This is a genomic window from Pseudomonas putida (genome assembly GCF_030159595.1).
GTDB lineage: Bacteria > Pseudomonadota > Gammaproteobacteria > Pseudomonadales > Pseudomonadaceae > Aquipseudomonas > Aquipseudomonas putida_AC.
Window position 1 is genome coordinate 24,042 of sequence record NZ_BSKJ01000014.1, and the last position, 17,713, is coordinate 41,754.

Below are 17,713 nucleotides of genomic sequence, written 5' to 3' on the forward strand. Positions count from 1 at the left end.
ATGGGCCTGCATCTTAATGAAGGTGGCGACGACCTCGCCGAAAACCACGAAATCAACGTAACGCCGTTCATCGACGTGATGTTGGTGCTGCTGATCATCTTCATGGTCGCAGCCCCCTTGGCCACGGTCGACATCAAGGTCGACCTGCCAGCCTCGACCGCCAAACCGGCACCGAGGCCCGAGAAGCCGGTGTTCGTCAGCGTCAAGGCCGACCAGAAGCTGTACGTCGGCGACGATCAGGTTGCTGCGCCCGACCAGCTTGGCCCGATGCTCGATGCCAAGACCAAGGGTGACAAGGAAACCACCATCTTCTTCCAGGCCGACAAAGGCGTGGATTACGGTGACCTGATGGAAGTGATGAACAACATGCGCGCGGCCGGCTACCTCAAGGTCGGTCTGGTAGGTCTCGAGACGGCAGCCAAGAAATGACGAAACCGCGCTCAAACATGGCGCGCTACGGTGGCAGCCTGGCGATCGTGCTGGGCGTGCACGTGGTCGCCGTGCTGCTGACGCTGAACTGGTCGGTGCCCCAGGCCATCGAGCTGCCCCCGGCAGCGATGATGGTCGAGCTGGCACCGTTGCCGGAGCCTGCGCCACCACCGCCACCGAAAGCGGCTCCACAGCCACCGGCACCGGTTGAAGAACTGCCATTGCCGAAACTGGTGGAAGCGCCAAAACCCAAGATCGCCGTCCACAAGCCGCCCAAGCCGAAGGCCAAGCCCCAGCCGCCCAAGCCTGAGAAAAAACCAGAGCCGCCGACGGAAGCACCGCCGACCGAGCAAACGGTAGACGCACCGCCCAGCAACACGCCACCGCAGAAATCGGCGGCACCGGCACCGAGCATTGCGTCCAACAGCAACGCCTTGCCAACCTGGCAGAGCGACCTGCTGCGCCACCTGGCCAAGTACAAGCGTTACCCGGAAGACGCGCGCCGTCGGGGCCTGCAAGGCATCAACCGCCTGCGCTTCGTGGTGGACGCCGAAGGCAAGGTCGTGTCGTACGCCATGGCCGGTGGTTCGGGCAGTGCTGCACTGGACCGGGCGACCCTGGAAATGATCCGTCGGGCCGGCACGGTACCCAAGCCGCCACCCGAGTTGCTGAACAATGGCACGATCGAAGTCGTGGCACCGTTCGTCTACTCGTTGGACCGCCGCTGAGACTTTTGTTTCTGTCACAAATCGGCAAGTCTGATAACGTGCGTCTATCGATTGCAGCCGCTATGCTGGGCCCGCAACTTCATGGACGCACGTTATGACCCTCACAGAATTACGCTACATCGTCACACTCGCCCAGGAACAGCACTTCGGCCATGCCGCCGAACGCTGCCACGTGAGCCAGCCGACCCTGTCGGTCGGTGTGAAGAAGCTCGAGGACGAGCTTGGCGTTCTGATCTTCGAGCGCAGCAAAAGCGCGGTACGCCTGACCCCGGTCGGTGAAAGCATCGTCGCCCAGGCGCAGAAGGTGCTGGAGCAGGCCCAAGGCATTCGCGAACTGGCCCAGGCCGGCAAAAACCAGCTGACCGCCCCGCTCAAGGTCGGTGCCATCTACACCGTCGGCCCCTACCTGTTCCCGCACCTGATTCCGCAACTGCACCGTGTAGCGCCGCAGATGCCGCTGTACATCGAAGAAAACTTCACCCATGTACTGCGCGAAAAACTGCGCAACGGCGAGCTGGACGCGGTGATCATCGCCCTGCCGTTCAACGAAGCCGACGTGCTGACCCTGCCGCTGTACGATGAGCCGTTCTGCGCGCTGATGCCGGCCGACCACCCGTGGACGGCGAAAAAGACCATCGACACCGCCATGCTCAACGACAAGAGCCTGTTGCTGCTCGGTGAAGGCCACTGCTTCCGCGACCAGGTACTGGAGGCCTGCCCGACCCTGAACAAGGGGGGTGAAGGTTCCAGGCACACCACGGTCGAGTCCAGCTCGCTGGAAACCATTCGCCACATGGTGGCCTCGGGCCTTGGCGTGTCGATCCTGCCGCTGTCGGCGGTGCACAGCCATCACTACGCCCCTGGCGTGATCGAAGTTCGCCCGCTGACCGCACCGGCACCGTTCCGCACGGTGGCCATCGCCTGGCGCGCCAGCTTCCCGCGGCCTAAGGCGATCGAGATCCTCGCCGACTCGATCCGCCTGTGCTCGGTTGCCAAAGCCCCCACGGAACAACCGGCCTGAGTCATGAGTGAGCTGTCGAAGGTCCCGGTCACGGTACTCAAGGGCGTTGGCGAGGCCATGGCGGAAAAGCTCGCCAAGGTCGGCCTGGAGAACCTGCAGGACGTGCTGTTCCACCTGCCCCTGCGTTATCAAGACCGTACCCGCGTTGTGCCGATTGGCCAATTGCGCCCCGGCCAGGATGCCGTGATCGAGGGCGTGGTCAGTGGTGCCGACGTGACCATGGGCAAGCGACGTAGCCTGGTGGTGCGCCTGGGAGATGGCAGTGGCGTGCTGAGCCTGCGCTTCTATCACTTCAGCAACGCGCAGAAGGAAGGACTCAAACGTGGCACCCACCTGCGCTGCTACGGCGAAGCCCGCCCCGGCGCCTCGGGACTGGAAATTTACCACCCGGAGTACCGTGCGCTGAATGGCGACGAGCCGCCGCCCCCGGTCGAGCAGACCCTGACGCCGATTTACCCGTCCACAGAAGGCCTTACCCAGCAACGCCTGCGCCTGTTGTGCCAGCAGAGCCTGGGCCTGCTCGGCCCGCGTAGCCTGCCCGACTGGCTACCTGACGAGCTGGCCCGGGACTACCAACTGGCACCGCTGGACGATGCCATCCGCTACCTGCACAACCCGCCTGCCGACGCCGACCTTGACGAGCTTGCCGAAGGCCAGCACTGGGCCCAGCACCGCCTGGCCTTCGAAGAGCTGCTGACCCACCAGCTGTCGCAGCAACGCCTGCGCGAAAGCCTTCGCAGCCTGCGCGCGCCGATACTGCCCAAGGCCACGCGCCTGCAGGCGCAGTACCTGGCCAACCTGGGCTTCCAGCCGACCGGCGCCCAGCAGCGGGTGGCCAACGAAATTGCCTACGACCTCAGCCAGCATGAGCCGATGATGCGCCTGGTGCAGGGCGATGTGGGTGCCGGCAAGACCGTGGTTGCCGCCCTGGCAGCACTGCAAGGGCTGGAAGCCGGCTACCAGGTAGCGCTGATGGCGCCCACCGAGATTCTCGCCGAACAGCACTACATCACCTTCAAGCGCTGGCTCGAACCGCTGGGCATCGAAGTGGCCTGGCTGGCCGGCAAGCTCAAGGGCAAGGCCCGGGCAGCGTCCCTGGAGCAGATTGCCAACGGCGCACCGATGGTGGTCGGCACCCACGCGCTGTTCCAGGAAGAGGTGAAGTTCAAGCACCTGGCTCTTGCGATCATCGACGAACAGCACCGTTTTGGCGTGCAGCAACGCCTGGCCCTGCGCAAGAAGGGCGTGGCCGGCGAGCTGTGCCCGCACCAGTTGATCATGACCGCCACACCTATTCCGCGTACCCTGGCCATGAGCGCCTACGCCGACCTGGACACCTCGGTGCTCGACGAGCTGCCGCCTGGGCGCACCCCGGTAAACACCGTGCTGGTAGCCGATAGCCGCCGCTTCGAAGTGGTCGAACGGGTACGCGCCGCCTGCGCCGAGGGGCGTCAGGCTTACTGGGTTTGCACCCTCATCGAAGAGTCTGAAGAGCTGACCTGCCAGGCAGCCGAAAGCACCTATGAAGAACTTGGCAGCGCCTTGGGCGAGCTGCGTGTGGGCCTGATCCACGGTCGCATGAAGCCTGCGGAAAAAGCCGAAATCATGGCGCAGTTCAAGGCGGGTGAATTACAGCTGCTGGTCGCGACCACCGTCATCGAAGTCGGCGTGGACGTGCCCAACGCCAGCCTGATGATCATCGAAAACCCTGAACGCCTGGGCCTGGCCCAGTTGCACCAGCTGCGGGGCCGAGTTGGCCGGGGCAGTGCCGTGAGCCATTGCGTGCTGCTGTACCACCCACCGCTGTCGCAGATCGGCCGCGAGCGCCTGGGGATCATGCGCGAAACCAACGACGGCTTCATCATCGCCGAGAAGGACCTGGAGCTGCGCGGTCCGGGCGAAATGCTGGGGACTCGCCAAACCGGCCTGCTACAGTTCAAGGTCGCCGACTTGATGCGTGATGCCGACCTGCTGCCAGCGGTGCGCGACGCCGCCCAGGCCCTGATCGCGCGCTGGCCGGAACACGTCAGCCCGCTGCTCGACCGCTGGCTGCGTCATGGCCAGCAATATGGCCAAGTGTGACGCCAGTCCCAGAATGGATCCAGATTTGCTCGCAGGCTGGTTATACTTCGCGTTTAAAAGAATCAGTGGATACGGACCATGACTGAAGTTGCCCTGGACACCGCAACCCCACACACCCCCTCTGTTATCAGGCTGCTGCTCGACAAGGTCGGCATCGCCTACCACGAGGTGGTCGAGCACCCGCACCTGCCTGCGGCTTCGCGGGTGCAGGCGGTGCTTCTCGACGACGAGGTCGGCGCCCTCATGGTGCTGTTCCCGCAGAGCCAACTGCTGGACCTCAACCGCCTGGCCGAGCTGACCGGGCGCAAGCTGACCGCCGTGTCGGTGCCGCGCCTCAAGCAAATGCTCGACAAGCACCAACTCAAGGCCCTGCCCGGCATTCCCGCGCTGACCAGCTCACCGTGCCAGTACGAGAAGAGCCTGCTCGACGCCGAGACCGTGTACATCCAGTCTGGCGAAGCCGGCCTGCTGCTGAAGATTGAGCGCGCGCACTTCAAGCGCATGCTGGCCAAGGCCAGCGCCAGCAGCTTCGGCCAAGAGGTCGAGGCCATCAGCCCCAACCTCGACCGCCCCCATGACGACACCCGGGAAATCACCAATGCCGTCCAGGCCTTCACTGCCCGACGCATCCAGAAGCGCCTGGAAGAAACCATCGAGATCCCTCCGCTGGCCGACACCGCGCAGAAGATCATCAAGCTGCGGGTAGACCCCAACGCCAGCATCGATGACATCACTGGCGTGGTCGAAACCGACCCGGCGCTGGCTGCGCAGGTGGTGAGTTGGGCGGCATCGCCCTATTACGCCTCACCGGGCAAGATCCGCTCGGTGGAAGATGCCATCGTGCGCGTACTGGGCTTCGACCTGGTGATCAACCTGGCCCTGGGCCTGGCGCTGGGCAAGACCTTGAGCCTGCCAAAAGACCACCCGCAGCAGGCCACGCCGTACTGGCAGCAGTCGATCTACACCGCCGCGATCATCGAAGGCCTGACCCGCGCCATGCCTCGGGAAGAACGCCCCGAAGCCGGGCTGACCTACCTGGCCGGGCTGCTGCACAACTTCGGCTACCTGCTGCTGGCGCATGTGTTCCCGCCACACTTCTCGCTGATCTGCCGCCACCTGGAGGTCAACCCGCACCTGAACCACACCTATGTGGAACAGCACTTGCTGGGCATCAGCCGCGAACAGATCGGCGCGTGGCTGATGAAGCTGTGGGACATGCCCGAAGAGCTGTCGACCGCGCTGCGCTTCCAGCACGACCCGGCCTACGACGGCGAGTATTCGGCGTTCCCCAACCTGGTGTGCCTGGCGACCCGCCTGTTGCGCTCGCGGGGGATTGGCTCGGGGCCGCAGGAAGAGATTCCTGAAGAGCTGCTGGAGCGCCTGGGCATTACACGCGACAAGGCGGAGGATGTGGTGAACAAGGTGCTCGAGGCCGAGAACCTGTTGCGCGAACTGGCTTCGCAGTTCCACGCACCGCATTAAGACCATTGGGGCCGCTTTTGCGGCCCCGGCAATTTCAGCCTTTCTTTTTCGGTTTCAGGTACTTCATCAATCCCTGGAACCACATCACCAGCGCCGGATTGCCCTTGATCTGGATGTGCTTTTCCTGAATCCCCTGCATGAATGCCAATTGCTTGTTGCCCGCCTGCATCGTGGCGAAGCCATAGGCCGCGTCCTTGAAGGCAATGGCGAAGGCCGGCTGTGGGTGCGCGCCGCCCTTGCTGCTGATGCGCTCGTTATTGACGATGAAGTGCCGAGCGACCTTGCCGTCCAGCGTCTGCATCTGGAACACCAGGTCCTTGCCTTTGAGCTGCTGCTGGAATGCCGGGTTGTTGCGGCTGGCCCTGGCCATCAACAGCCCCATGGCCCAGAGAAGAAAGCGGAACTTCATCAACGCGCCTCGAATTAAAAATGACTAAGGCGCGCAGTTTATCCTTTTACAGAACTATTTATGCAAGTTCGAAACATTTTGCCTGCAGAAAGCACAACGGGCGCCCTGGGGCGCCCGCTTGACTGACACTGGGGGTTGTCAGGGAGCGATCACTTGCCTTTCTTGGCCGGCTTGACGGGGGCGTTGACACTGTCGCGCAGGTTCTTGCCTGGCTTGAAGGCCACGGTGTTGCTGGCTTTGATCTTGACCGGCTCGCCGGTTTGCGGGTTCTTGCCGGTACGCGCGCCGCGATGACGTTTTTCGAAAGTGCCGAAACCGACCAGGGTCACGGTGTCCTTGTCCAGGGCGCCGGTGATGCTGTCGAGAATCGCGTTCAAAACCTGATTGGCCTTTTCCTTGGTCAGATCGGCCTTATCGGCGATGACGGCGGCGAGTTCTGGTTTGCGCATAGTGAAGCCTCTTTGACGGAATTCTTGTTGTTATGCCGTGCTGCCTTTGGGAGCAGCGCTCAAGGCACCGCAGGCTCTAATCTGCGGCAGACGGAAGTGAGAATGGCACGAGCTCCGGGGCCGCGCCAGTATCTGCGCGGCCATTGTGCAAGCAACAACAGGATAAAACCGACAGAACACCCGCTATTTACGCCATCACCGGCGGCAACAGACGATTCAGCGCCAGCTTCTCCATCACGGCTGCCCCAGTCAGGGCATAGCTCAACAAGTTGCCGTCAGCGCCGTGGCAGAGCACCTTCAGGTCACTGCCCTGCCCCTCCACCCGCCAAGTGCCTTCGTGGCCCTGGGGAGGCGGCGAAACCACCAGCGGGCAGGCCGGGGTTTTCACGGTGATCGGCATCGGCCCGTAGGCAACCGCCGTCGGCTTGCCGGCCAGGGTTTGCGCCAGCGCGCGGGCGCAACTCATCAGCGGCATCACATAAAGCAGGTTGATGCCATCGACTTCGGCACAGTCGCCGAGGGCGAAGATGTTGGCGTGGGATGTCCGTAGCTCGCGGTCTACGCTGACGCCACGGTTGGTCTGCAAGCCGGCTGCGGCAGCCAGGTCAATGCGTGGGCGCAAGCCGATGGCCGAAACCACCAGGTCGCAGGCGATCACGCTGCCATCGGACAGGTGCGCCTCCAGGCCGTTGGCCACCTGCTGCAGTCGGTTCAGCACCGGGCCCAGATGGAAACGCACGCCCAGGTTTTCCAGGCCCGCTTGCACCGCCGCCGCCGCGGCCGGGTGCAGGAGGGTTGGCATCACTTGTTCGCACGGTGCGACCACGTCCACCTGGAAGCCACCCACGCTCATGTCATTGGCAAATTCGCAGCCGATCAGGCCCGCGCCGAGGATCAGCACACGCTGTTTGCCAACAGCGGCGGCACGGAAGCGGGCGTAGTCTTCCAGGTCATTGATCGGGAAGACCCATTCACCCGCATCGCCTTCGATCGGCACCTGCACGGTCTGGGCGCCCCAGGCCAGCACCAGCTCGCGGTATTCAACGGCCTCTTCGCCGATCCACAGGCGTTTGTGGCCCGGGTCGATGCCGCTGATGCGGGTGTGGGTGCGGATCTCGGCGTTCAATTGCTCGGCCATTGCACCTGGCTCGGCCATGACCAGACCGTCGGCGTCCTTCTGCTTGGCAAAACCCATGGAGAGCATGGGCTTGGAATAGGAACGACCGTCGTCGGCGGTGATCAGCAGCAACGGCGTCTGCGCATCGAGCTTGCGAAATTCACGCGCCAGGTTGTAGCCCGCAAGGCCGGTACCGATGATTACCACGGGGGACGTCATGTCGTGCTTTCCTCGATTAGCCGATGGAGATCATTTCAAAGTCGCTCTTGCCGACGCCGCAGTCGGGGCACAGCCAGTCTTCAGGCACGTCTTCCCAACGGGTGCCGGGGGCGATGCCGTCGTCAGGCCAGCCTTCGGCTTCGTCGTAGATCAGGCCGCAGACAATACATTGCCACTTCTTCATCAGGTCTTTTTCCTTGGTAGAACTCAGGCTTTATTAGGCGGGTCTTTGGCCCTGTTTCAGCCATTATGCAAGCAGTCGGGGCAATCATGCTAAGCTCGCCGCCTCTCTGGTTGTAACAAGCAGACCGACGTGTCGTACGAATCCCCGCAAGCAGCCGCTGTCGCGTGGCTGCCGTATTCACAGCTGGCGACCGGTATCGACCAGCTCACCCTTGACTGGCTGTTCGACGAGGGTTCGCTGACCCGCCGCCTGACCCGCCTGTCCAATGACCACTTCTCCGTCACCCCGCTATTCGAGGGCTGGCAGCCGCTTCGCGATGATGAATGCCAGGCGCTGGGCATTGCCACCGGCGCCGAAGGCTGGGTGCGCGAGGTGTACCTGCGCGGCCATGGCCAACCTTGGGTATTCGCCCGCAGCGTCGCCAGCCGCAGCGCGCTGGAGCGCGGCGGGCTGGACCTTGAAACCCTCGGCAGCCGCTCGTTGGGCGAGTTGCTGTTCTGCGACCAGGCGTTCATTCGCCACCCGATTGAAGTGTGCAGTTATCCACAGGCCTGGCTGCCGACCGAGGCCGCTCATGACGCACTGTGGGGGCGCCGTTCACGCTTCGAGCGTGGCGGCCTGGACCTGCTGGTGGCAGAAGTGTTCCTGCCGGCACTGTGGCAAGCGGCCAAGGAGGAGAACCGCTGATGTACCTGCAACTGCTCAAGTCGCTCAACCGCCTGCACCCGCGGGCCTGGGACTTCGTCCAGCTCAGCCGCATGGACCGGCCGATCGGTATTTACCTGCTGCTGTGGCCAACCTTGTCGGCGGTGTGGATTGCCGGCAACGGTTCGCCGACCCTGGCCAATGTGCTGATCTTCGGCCTTGGCGTGGTGCTGATGCGTGCTGCAGGCTGCTGCATCAACGATTTTGCCGACCGCAAGGTGGACGGCCACGTCAAGCGCACCGCCGACCGCCCCTTGGCCAGTGGCCGGGTTCGACCACGCGAGGCCCTGGCACTCTTCGCCATCCTGGTCGGGGTCAGCTTCCTGCTGGTGTTGTGCACCAATAGCCGCACGGTATGGCTGTCGTTCGGCGCAGTGGCGTTGGCGTTCTGCTACCCGTTCATGAAGCGCTATACCTATTACCCGCAGGTGGTGCTGGGTGCAGCGTATTCCTGGGGCATTCCCATGGCCTTCACCGCAGCGGGTGGCGAGCTACCGGCCAGCGCCTGGTTGCTGTATATCGCCAACTTGCTGTGGACGGTGGGTTACGACACCTATTACGCCATGGTCGACCGCGATGACGACCTGAAGATTGGCGTGAAGTCGACTGCGATCCTGTTCGGCGACGCCGACCGCACCATCATCCTGACCTTGCAACTGCTATCGCTGGGCTGCCTGTTGCTGGCGGGTAGCCGCTTCGAGCTGGGGGGCTGGTTCCACCTGGGGCTGCTGGGGGCTGCGGCGTGCTTTGCCTGGGAGTACTGGTCGACACGCAAACTGGACCGGGAGTCGTGCTTCAAGGCGTTTCTGCACAACCACTGGGCGGGGATGCTGGTGTTTATCGGGGTGGTGCTGGATTACGCACTGCGCTAGCAGCCCGATCACCGACCCTGTGGGAGCGGGTTTACCCGCGAATGCGATGCTGAAGTCAGCGACGCATTCGCGGGTGAACCCGCTCCCACAGGGTTATGCGTCAACCTTCAAGGCTTGGCGACGTGCCAGACGTCCTTCACGCCATCACCGGTCATGTCACCGGCTTTCTTGTCCTTGATGAAGGTATACAGCGGCTTGCCGTCGTAGGCCCACTGCATCGAACCGTCGTCACGGGTTACATGGGTCCATTTGTCCTTGGGCGCTTCGTCTTCTTTCTTGACCATCAACGGCGGCCAGTTGGTGGCGCAATCGCCATTGCACATCGACTTGCCACCCGCATCCTTGTCAAAGGTATACAGGGTCATGCCGGCATGATCGACCCACATGCCGTCCTTCTCCATGGCATGGTGGGCCGACGCCACCCCCGGGAGCGCCAGCGCAGCGAAAAGGGCCATCCAGCTCAGCGTTTGTCGTGTCATTGGATTCACCATTGTTTCGGGGGGAGGTAAGTTCGGGTAACCGCCGCAGCGGCCCTTTGAAGCCTAGTCCAGTCACGGAATGTCGCCATAACGGCCAACACCCTGTCACACAGCTGCAATAATTCCGTTATCTAATGCGGGCCAAGACACCGAATCCAGGAGAGGTTTTGAGCATGGTTGGCAGGAACATTCTGATCGTCGACGACGAAGCGCCCATTCGCGAGATGATCGCCGTTGCCCTGGAAATGGCCGGCTATGACTGCCTGGAAGCGGAAAACTCCCAACAGGCCCACGCGATCATCGTCGACCGCAAACCGGACCTGATCCTGCTCGACTGGATGCTGCCGGGCACCTCCGGCATCGAGCTGGCCCGCCGCCTCAAGCGCGACGAGCTGACCGGTGACATCCCGATCATCATGCTCACCGCCAAGGGTGAAGAAGACAACAAGATCCAGGGCCTGGAAGTGGGCGCTGACGACTACATCACTAAGCCGTTCTCGCCGCGTGAGCTGGTGGCGCGCCTGAAAGCCGTGCTACGCCGCACTGGCCCGAGCGACAGCGAAGCACCGATCGAAGTCGGCGGCCTGCTGCTCGACCCCATCAGCCACCGCGTCACCATCGACGGCAAGCCGGCCGAGATGGGCCCGACCGAATACCGGCTGTTGCAGTTCTTCATGACCCACCAGGAGCGCGCCTACACCCGAGGCCAGCTGCTGGACCAGGTATGGGGCGGCAACGTCTATGTCGAGGAACGCACGGTCGACGTGCACATCCGTCGCCTGCGCAAGGCGCTGGGTGAAGCCTACGAAAATCTGGTACAAACCGTCCGGGGCACTGGCTACCGCTTCTCGACCAAGAGCTGATCGAGTTCAAAAGCGCCACGCTGCACGTTGTTGTACAAGGACCGTCAATTGAACCAGAACTGGCACGCGACCCTGATTCGCCACCTGCTGTTGCTGATTACCGTCTGCCTGATCGGTGGGCTGGTCAGCGGCTACTATGGCTGGAGCCTGGCCATCGGCCTGGCGCTCTACCTGGGCTGGACCCTCAAGCAACTGCTGCGCCTGCATGACTGGCTGCGCAATCATCAACCCGAAGAAGCACCGCCCGATGGCTATGGCCTGTGGGGCGAGGTGTTCGACAGCATCTATCACCTGCAACGCCGCGACCAGCGCGTGCGTGGCCGCCTGCAGGCGGTGATCGACCGGGTGCAGGAATCCACCGCCGCGCTGCGTGACGCGGTGATCATGCTCGACAGCGACGGCAACCTGGAATGGTGGAACCGCGCCGCCGAGACCCTGCTGGGCTTCAAGACCCCACAGGACGGCGGCCAGCAGGTAACCAACCTGGTACGTCACCCGCGCTTCAAGGAATACTTCGAAGCGGAGAATTACCTCGAACCGCTGGAAATCCCCTCGCCCATCAACGACCGCCTGCGCGTGCAGCTGCACATCACCCGCTACGGCAACAACGAACACTTGATGCTGGTGCGCGATGTCACCCGCATTCACCAGTTGGAGCAGATGCGCAAAGACTTCGTCGCCAACGTGTCGCATGAGCTGCGCACGCCGCTGACGGTTATCACCGGCTACCTGGAAACCTTGCTGGACAACGTCGAGGACGTGAACCCACGCTGGAGCCGTGCCCTGCAGCAGATGAGCCAGCAAGGCTCACGCATGCAAACACTGCTCAACGACCTGCTGCTGCTGGCCAAACTGGAAGCCACTGATTACCCGTCAGACAACCAGCCGGTGGCGGTCGATGCCCTGCTCGCCGCCATCAAGAATGACGCCCAGGCCCTGTCCGGGCCGCGCAACCAGCGCATCAGCCTGGAGGCGGCGCCCGGCGTGAAACTGAAGGGCAGCGAGTCGGAGCTGCGCAGCGCCTTTTCCAACCTGGTGTTCAATGCGGTCAAATACACCCAGGACGAAGGCACCATCCGTATCCGCTGGTGGGCCGATGCTCAGGGTGCACATTTGTCGGTGCAGGACTCGGGAGTGGGCATCGATGCCAAGCACCTGCCACGCCTGACCGAGCGCTTCTACCGGGTGGACTCCAGCCGTGCGTCGAATACCGGCGGCACCGGGTTGGGGCTGGCGATCGTCAAGCATGTGCTGATGCGCCACCGTGGCAAGCTCGAAATCAGCAGCGTGCCGGGGCATGGCAGTACCTTTACCTGTCATTTCTTACCGGCACAATTGGCCAACGGTAAAGGCTGAGATTGGGTCTGCCAGGCAGCCCTTCGCGGGCATGCCTGCGCCCACAGAGGCTCCGATGAATCCTCTGCCCTTTGCTTTTACGGCTTCAGCCGCTACATTGGATCCCCTGTGCCAGCAAAAGCTGGCACTTTTTTTCTCTCTATCTCTAAGACGGACCCCGTAAAAACTCCATCATGGACCCTTCCCCTGGTATCAGCCTCACCTCGTTATTCGCCGACTTCGGCATGATCATCTTTGCCTTGCTGCTGGTGCTGCTCAACGGTTTCTTCGTTGCCGCCGAGTTCGCCATGGTCAAGCTGCGCGCCACCCGCGTAGAGTCCATTGCCGAGCAGCATGGCTGGCGCGGCAATATCCTGCGCAAGGTGCACAACCAGCTCGACGCCTACCTGTCGGCCTGCCAGCTGGGCATCACCCTCGCCTCCCTGGGCCTGGGCTGGGTCGGCGAACCGGCGTTTGCCCACCTGCTTGAGCCGCTGCTCGCGTACTTCGGCGTCGACTCGCCCGAACTGATCAAGGCAATCTCGTTCTTCGTTGCCTTCTTCGTCATCTCGTACCTGCACATCGTGGTCGGTGAGCTGGCACCCAAGTCCTGGGCGATCCGCAAGCCCGAGCTGCTGTCGCTGTGGACCGCCGTGCCGCTGTACCTGTTCTACTGGGCGATGTACCCGGCCATCTACCTGCTCAATGCCAGCGCCAACGCCATCCTGCGCATTGCCGGCCAGGGCGAGCCTGGCCCGCACCACGAGCACCACTACAGCCGTGAAGAGCTGAAGCTGATCTTGCACTCCAGCCGTGGTCAGGACCCAAGCGACCAAGGCATGCGTGTGCTGGCCTCGGCGGTGGAAATGGGCGAACTGGAAGTGGTCGACTGGGCCAACTCGCGTGAGGACATGGTCAGCATCGACGCCCATGCGCCACTGAAGCAGATCCTGGCCTTGGTACGCCGCCACAAGTTCAGCCGCTACCCGGTGTATGACGCCGAGCGTGAGGAATTCACCGGCCTGCTGCACATCAAGGACCTGCTGCTGGAGCTGGCCGAACTGGAGCACTTGCCCGAGGCCATCGACCTGGACGACCTCGCCCGGCCGCTGGAGCGCGTATCGCGGCACATGCCGCTGTCGCAACTGCTGGAGCAGTTCCGCAAGGGTGGCGCGCACTTCGTGTTGGTGGAAGAAGCTGACGGCAAGGTAATCGGCTACCTGACCATGGAAGACGTGCTGGAAGTGCTGGTGGGCGATATCCAGGACGAGCACCGCAAGACCGAGCGCGGCATCCTCGCCTACCAGCCGGGTAAATTGCTGGTACGCGGTGATACGCCGCTGTTCAAGGTCGAGCGCCTGCTGGGCATCGACCTCGACCACATCGAAGCGGAAACCTTGGCGGGGTTGGTTTATGAGACGCTCAAGCGCGTGCCTGAAGAAGAGGAAGTGCTGGAGGTCGAAGGCTTGCGCATCATCATCAAGAAGATGAAAGGGCCAAAAATCGTGCTGGCCAAGGTGCTGAAGCTGGACTGACGACCCTATCGGTCAAGGGTTGCCGGCGGTGAAATCCGGCAACCCACTGATCGGCCTGTCGAACCGGTAAGGTATCGACTCCAGCGCCAGCCCCACGTTGCGCTGCACCACGAAATGCAGGTGCGGCCCGGTGCTGTTGCCGGTATTGCCCGACTTGGCCAGCATCTGCCCCTGCCGTACCCGCTGCCCCTCCGCCACCACCACTGAACCGCGCATCAGGTGCAAGTACACGCCCATGGTGCCGTCCGGGTGCAGGATCCTGACGAAATTCCCTGAAGGGTTGGTTCCCCGCCCGCTCTGGGTGTTTTCCGTCTTCACCACCACGCCTTCGCGCGCCGCAATGATAGGGGTGCCTTCAGGCATGGCGATGTCCATGGCGTAGCGCCCCTTTGGCCCAAAGTGGCTGACACGCCCGTTAGGGCCCTGAGTGACGCGGAACGGCCCGCCAATCCAGGGGAATGCGTAACGGAAGCCCTGTGGCCGCATGCCCGGGTCACCCATGGCCTGCAGCAGGGTCGAGCGGTAGTTCAACAGCAGCCCGGGGCGCCCCCGGAGCACACTGAGCATTTGTGTCGTACGCGGCGGCAGCAAGCGGCGCACGATGCGCGGAGCATCGCCGCCTTGCGCGTTCACCAGATTGTCCAGTCGCAACTCGACCTCCACGGGTACATGCAGCTCGTTGCGCGCCGAAAAGCTCACACCACCGTCGAAGGTCCTGGCGTTCAACAGCACCTGGCCCTCCAGCGTCTCGACCATGGGCTCGCGCAGCACCAAGGGCTTGGCGCCCGGGCCTGGCCGGTCGGAATAGGAGACCACACCGGAATCGTCTGTGATCTTGTAGAGGGTCACACCCAGGCTCGACGCCGAGACCATGAGCAATGCACAGAACAGCAGCAGGCGCGTGGGCATGATAGTGGCTTTTTGACAGTTTTGATGTCTCGAAGCCTAGCAGCGGGTTTTGCGGCGGGTATTGCAGTTGGTCGGATGGCGCAGGAGCAGCACTGTGCTGCCCCTGCTTAGGCGTCAAGCGCCAGGGGTGAAATGCTTCTGCGCTGTGCCACGCGCAATCAAGCGCGACAGGTAATCGAGCTTCTGGGCGTCCTGGTCGACGAACTTGAAGGTCAACTGCAGCCAGTCGCTGTCAGGCTTGGGCTCCAATGCCGCGATCGCATGCAGATAGCCGTTCAAGCGCGCGACTTCGGCGCTTTCGCCCTGCTCCAGGTCCAGCACGGCCCCCTCCAGCACCTGTGGTAGCGTTTCGCTGCGGCGCACCACCAGCAGGGCCTCCTTCAGGCTCAGCGCCTTGATCACGCACGGTTGCATACCACTGGCCAGGCGCAGCTGGCCTTGGCCACGGCCTGTCGGTGCTGGGGCGGGTGGCGTGGGTGCACTGACCAATGGCCTGGCGGCGGCCGGCGCGGGTGCAGGAGCCTTTACCTTGGCCGCGTCTGGCTTGCCGCCTGTCAGGGCACTCAGCGAATCGTTGGCGAATGCAGAGTTGGTCCGCGCCGGACCGATGGCCATGAGGCTGTCGAGCTTGCCGATCTTGGCCAGGGCCTTTTTTACCTTGGTCAGCAGTTGCTCGTTGGTGAACGGCTTGCCGACAAAATCGGAAACCCCCGCCTGGATCGCCTGGATGACGTTTTCCTTGTCGCCACGGCTGGTCACCATGATGAACTGCAGGTTTTTCAGCGCAGGCTGCTGGCGGCACCAGGTAAGCAGTTCCAGGCCAGACATTTCCGGCATTTCCCAGTCGCACAGGACCAGGTCGAACGCTTCCTTGTCCAGCATGGCCATGGCTTTGCGACCGTTGACCGCGTCGTCAATGGCCATGCCCGGGAAAGCATTGCGCAGGCATTTGCGGACCAGGTCACGGATAAACGGCGCATCATCCACGACCAGCACATTCACTTTACTCATCGATACTCCTTCTGAACCCCGACTAGCCTACTGCCAAATAATGGCCATTTGCTACAACCTGGTCACGCCGGGACTTCTTCACATCGTTCGCGGGTGCCTGCAGGCGCTCGACCGCAAACGAAAACGCCCGGCCAAGGCCGGGCGTCGATGCTCGGGAGCAACCTTACTTATCGTCAGATTCGCCCGAAACATTAGCCTTTTCGCCGTCGACGACAGCAGTGCCCTGCACTTCTGCCGTCATGCGCTTGAGGCCCATGTGGCGCACGTCGGTGCCGCGCACCAGGTAGATCACCAGCTCGGAGATGTTGCGCGCATGGTCGCCAATACGCTCCAGCGAGCGCAGCACCCAGATCACACTCAGCACCCGCGAAATAGAGCGCGGGTCTTCCATCATGTAGGTCACCAGCTCACGCAACGCGGTTTTGTATTCACGGTCGATGGTTTTGTCGTACTGGGCCACCGACAACGCCAGGTCGGCGTCGAAGCGGGCAAAGGCGTCCAGCGCATCACGGACCATGTTACGCACCTGGTCACCGATATGGCGCACCTCGACGTAACCTCGCGGCGACTCGCCTTCTTCGCACAGCTGGATGGCGCGGCGGGCGATCTTGGTCGATTCGTCGCCGATGCGTTCCAGGTCGATCACCGACTTGGAAATGCTGATGATCAGACGCAGGTCGGAGGCCGCCGGCTGGCGCCGGGCGAGGATACGCAGGCATTCCTCGTCGATGTTGCGCTCCATCTGGTTGATCTGCTCGTCAACCTCGCGCACTTGCTGGGCCAGGCCCGAATCGGCTTCGATCAGCGCGGTGACCGCGTCGTTGACCTGCTTTTCCACCAGCCCGCCCATGGCCAGCAGGTGGCTGCGCACCTCTTCGAGCTCGGCGTTGAACTGCTGGGAAATGTGGTGCGTAAGGCTTTCTTTGTTGATCATCGTTCGCTCCGCGAAGAAGCTGCAAGCTTCAAGTAGTTCGTGTCGTTCCCTGGCGGCCGAGGCTTAGCCGTAGCGACCGGTGATGTAGTCTTCGGTCTGCTTCTTCGCCGGGTTGGTGAACAGGGTGTCGGTATCCCCGAATTCGACCAGTTTGCCCATGTACATGAACGCGGTGTAGTCCGAAACCCGGGCCGCCTGCTGCATGTTGTGGGTCACGATGACGATGGTGTACTTGGATTTCAATTCGTAGATCAGTTCTTCGACCTTCAGGGTCGAAATCGGGTCCAGTGCCGAGCACGGTTCGTCGAGCAGCAGCACTTCGGGCTCGACGGCAATGGTGCGGGCGATGACCAGACGCTGCTGCTGGCCACCTGACAGGCCCAGCGCCGACTCGTGCAGGCGGTCCTTGACCTCATCCCAGAGGGCCGCGCCCTTCAGCGCCCACTCGACGGCTTCGTCGAGCACACGCTTCTTGTTGATGCCCTGGATACGCAGGCCGTAGACCACGTTCTCGTAGATGGTCTTGGGGAAGGGGTTGGGCTTCTGGAACACCATGCCCACACGGCGGCGCAGTTCGGCCACGTCTTCGCCCTTGCGGTAGATGTTGTTGCCATACAGGTTGATGGCGCCTTCCACGCGGCAGCCGTCAACCAGGTCGTTCATGCGGTTGAAGGTGCGCAGCAGGGTCGACTTGCCGCAGCCGGACGGGCCAATGAAGGCGGTCACGCGCTGCTTGGGGATGTTCATGCTGACGTCGAACAATGCCTGCTTGTCACCGTAGAACAGGCTCAGACCCGGCACTTCGATGGCCACGGTCTCTTCAGCCAGGCGCAGGCTCTGCTTGTTGCGACCCAGGGCAGACATGTCGATGCCGTGGGTATGGGAATCTTGCTGCATGGTCAACTCCATACGCTATCAATTCGTTTCAAAGGGCCGCCGGGCTTACCAGC

At 62.7% G+C, this 17,713-nt stretch carries 19 protein-coding genes; 10 read left to right on the forward strand and 9 right to left on the reverse strand.

Features of this window, described 5'->3' with window-relative positions:
* The 5 genes from exbD (at position 1) to QQL85_RS24320 (ending at position 5,742) form a co-directional block, all read left to right on the forward strand.
* Positions 1-429, forward strand: a complete 429-nt coding sequence (exbD, locus tag QQL85_RS24300; protein ID WP_003253367.1) for a TonB system transport protein ExbD — start codon at positions 1-3, stop codon at positions 427-429.
* A complete protein-coding gene (locus QQL85_RS24305; RefSeq protein ID WP_284357034.1) occupies positions 426-1,157 on the forward strand; it encodes an energy transducer TonB in 732 nt (243 codons plus the stop codon). Before exbD ends, QQL85_RS24305 begins: the two co-directional genes overlap by 4 nt.
* A gap of 94 nt (positions 1,158-1,251) precedes the next feature.
* Positions 1,252-2,178: a hydrogen peroxide-inducible genes activator gene (locus QQL85_RS24310; protein WP_284357033.1), complete on the forward strand. Its 927-nt coding sequence runs from the start codon at positions 1,252-1,254 to the stop codon at positions 2,176-2,178.
* 3 nt (positions 2,179-2,181) lie between these two features.
* A complete protein-coding gene (gene recG, locus QQL85_RS24315) occupies positions 2,182-4,260 on the forward strand; it encodes an ATP-dependent DNA helicase RecG (protein ID WP_284357032.1) in 2,079 nt (692 codons plus the stop codon).
* Between the two features lie 78 nt (positions 4,261-4,338).
* Positions 4,339-5,742, forward strand: a complete 1,404-nt coding sequence (locus QQL85_RS24320; RefSeq protein ID WP_284357031.1) for an aminoacyl-tRNA deacylase and HDOD domain-containing protein — start codon at positions 4,339-4,341, stop codon at positions 5,740-5,742.
* A gap of 34 nt (positions 5,743-5,776) precedes the next feature.
* Here QQL85_RS24320 and QQL85_RS24325 read toward each other — a convergent pair whose 3' ends face one another.
* The 4 genes from QQL85_RS24325 to QQL85_RS24340 form a co-directional block, all read right to left on the reverse strand.
* Positions 5,777-6,151 (reverse strand): SCP2 sterol-binding domain-containing protein, encoded by a 375-nt coding sequence (locus tag QQL85_RS24325; RefSeq protein WP_134697394.1) that lies wholly within the window; start codon positions 6,149-6,151, stop codon positions 5,777-5,779.
* Positions 6,152-6,300: 149 nt separating this feature from the next.
* A complete protein-coding gene (locus QQL85_RS24330) occupies positions 6,301-6,600 on the reverse strand; it encodes an HU family DNA-binding protein (RefSeq protein ID WP_016712717.1) in 300 nt (99 codons plus the stop codon).
* 187 nt (positions 6,601-6,787) lie between these two features.
* Positions 6,788-7,936, reverse strand: coding sequence for an NAD(P)/FAD-dependent oxidoreductase (locus QQL85_RS24335; protein ID WP_284357030.1), 1,149 nt, complete (start codon positions 7,934-7,936; stop codon positions 6,788-6,790).
* 16 nt (positions 7,937-7,952) lie between these two features.
* On the reverse strand, positions 7,953-8,120 hold the full coding sequence (locus QQL85_RS24340) for a rubredoxin (RefSeq protein WP_003253349.1): 168 nt from the start codon (positions 8,118-8,120) through the stop codon (positions 7,953-7,955).
* A gap of 129 nt (positions 8,121-8,249) precedes the next feature.
* On the opposite strand from QQL85_RS24340, the gene QQL85_RS24345 reads away from it, so the two are divergent.
* On the forward strand, positions 8,250-8,807 hold the full coding sequence (locus QQL85_RS24345; protein WP_284357029.1) for a chorismate--pyruvate lyase family protein: 558 nt from the start codon (positions 8,250-8,252) through the stop codon (positions 8,805-8,807).
* Positions 8,807-9,697 (forward strand): 4-hydroxybenzoate octaprenyltransferase, encoded by an 891-nt coding sequence (ubiA, locus tag QQL85_RS24350; protein WP_015272345.1) that lies wholly within the window; start codon positions 8,807-8,809, stop codon positions 9,695-9,697. Before QQL85_RS24345 ends, ubiA begins: the two co-directional genes overlap by 1 nt.
* A 107-nt stretch (positions 9,698-9,804) precedes the next feature.
* Here the strand turns inward: ubiA and QQL85_RS24355 are convergent, their stop codons facing one another.
* Positions 9,805-10,176, reverse strand: a complete 372-nt coding sequence (locus tag QQL85_RS24355) for a COG4315 family predicted lipoprotein (RefSeq protein WP_284357028.1) — start codon at positions 10,174-10,176, stop codon at positions 9,805-9,807.
* Positions 10,177-10,349: 173 nt separating this feature from the next.
* Here QQL85_RS24355 and phoB point away from each other — a divergent pair, with 173 nt between their 5' ends.
* The 3 genes from phoB to QQL85_RS24370 all read left to right on the forward strand — a co-directional run bounded on the left by phoB (position 10,350) and on the right by QQL85_RS24370 (position 13,909).
* Positions 10,350-11,039: a phosphate regulon transcriptional regulator PhoB gene (phoB, locus tag QQL85_RS24360; RefSeq protein WP_003253341.1), complete on the forward strand. Its 690-nt coding sequence runs from the start codon at positions 10,350-10,352 to the stop codon at positions 11,037-11,039.
* Positions 11,040-11,087: 48 nt separating this feature from the next.
* The gene (gene phoR / locus QQL85_RS24365) at positions 11,088-12,395 is read left to right on the forward strand and encodes a phosphate regulon sensor histidine kinase PhoR (RefSeq protein WP_284357027.1); all 1,308 of its coding nucleotides are present in this window, start codon (positions 11,088-11,090) and stop codon (positions 12,393-12,395) included.
* A gap of 173 nt (positions 12,396-12,568) precedes the next feature.
* Positions 12,569-13,909 carry a hemolysin family protein gene (locus QQL85_RS24370; protein ID WP_284357026.1) on the forward strand — a complete coding sequence of 447 codons (1,341 nt, stop codon included), beginning with the start codon at positions 12,569-12,571 and terminating at the stop codon, positions 13,907-13,909.
* Positions 13,910-13,921: 12 nt separating this feature from the next.
* Here QQL85_RS24370 and QQL85_RS24375 read toward each other — a convergent pair whose 3' ends face one another.
* The 4 genes from QQL85_RS24375 to pstB form a co-directional block, all read right to left on the reverse strand.
* Entirely contained in the window at positions 13,922-14,818 is an 897-nt protein-coding gene (locus QQL85_RS24375) for a peptidoglycan DD-metalloendopeptidase family protein (RefSeq protein WP_284357025.1), read from the reverse strand.
* Between the two features lie 114 nt (positions 14,819-14,932).
* Positions 14,933-15,829 carry a response regulator gene (locus QQL85_RS24380; protein ID WP_284357024.1) on the reverse strand — a complete coding sequence of 299 codons (897 nt, stop codon included), beginning with the start codon at positions 15,827-15,829 and terminating at the stop codon, positions 14,933-14,935.
* A 163-nt stretch (positions 15,830-15,992) separates the two neighbouring features.
* Positions 15,993-16,763, reverse strand: a complete 771-nt coding sequence (gene phoU, locus QQL85_RS24385) for a phosphate signaling complex protein PhoU (protein ID WP_284357023.1) — start codon at positions 16,761-16,763, stop codon at positions 15,993-15,995.
* Positions 16,764-16,826: 63 nt separating this feature from the next.
* Entirely contained in the window at positions 16,827-17,660 is an 834-nt protein-coding gene (gene pstB, locus QQL85_RS24390; protein ID WP_012274853.1) for a phosphate ABC transporter ATP-binding protein PstB, read from the reverse strand.
* Positions 17,661-17,713 lie beyond the last annotated feature (53 nt).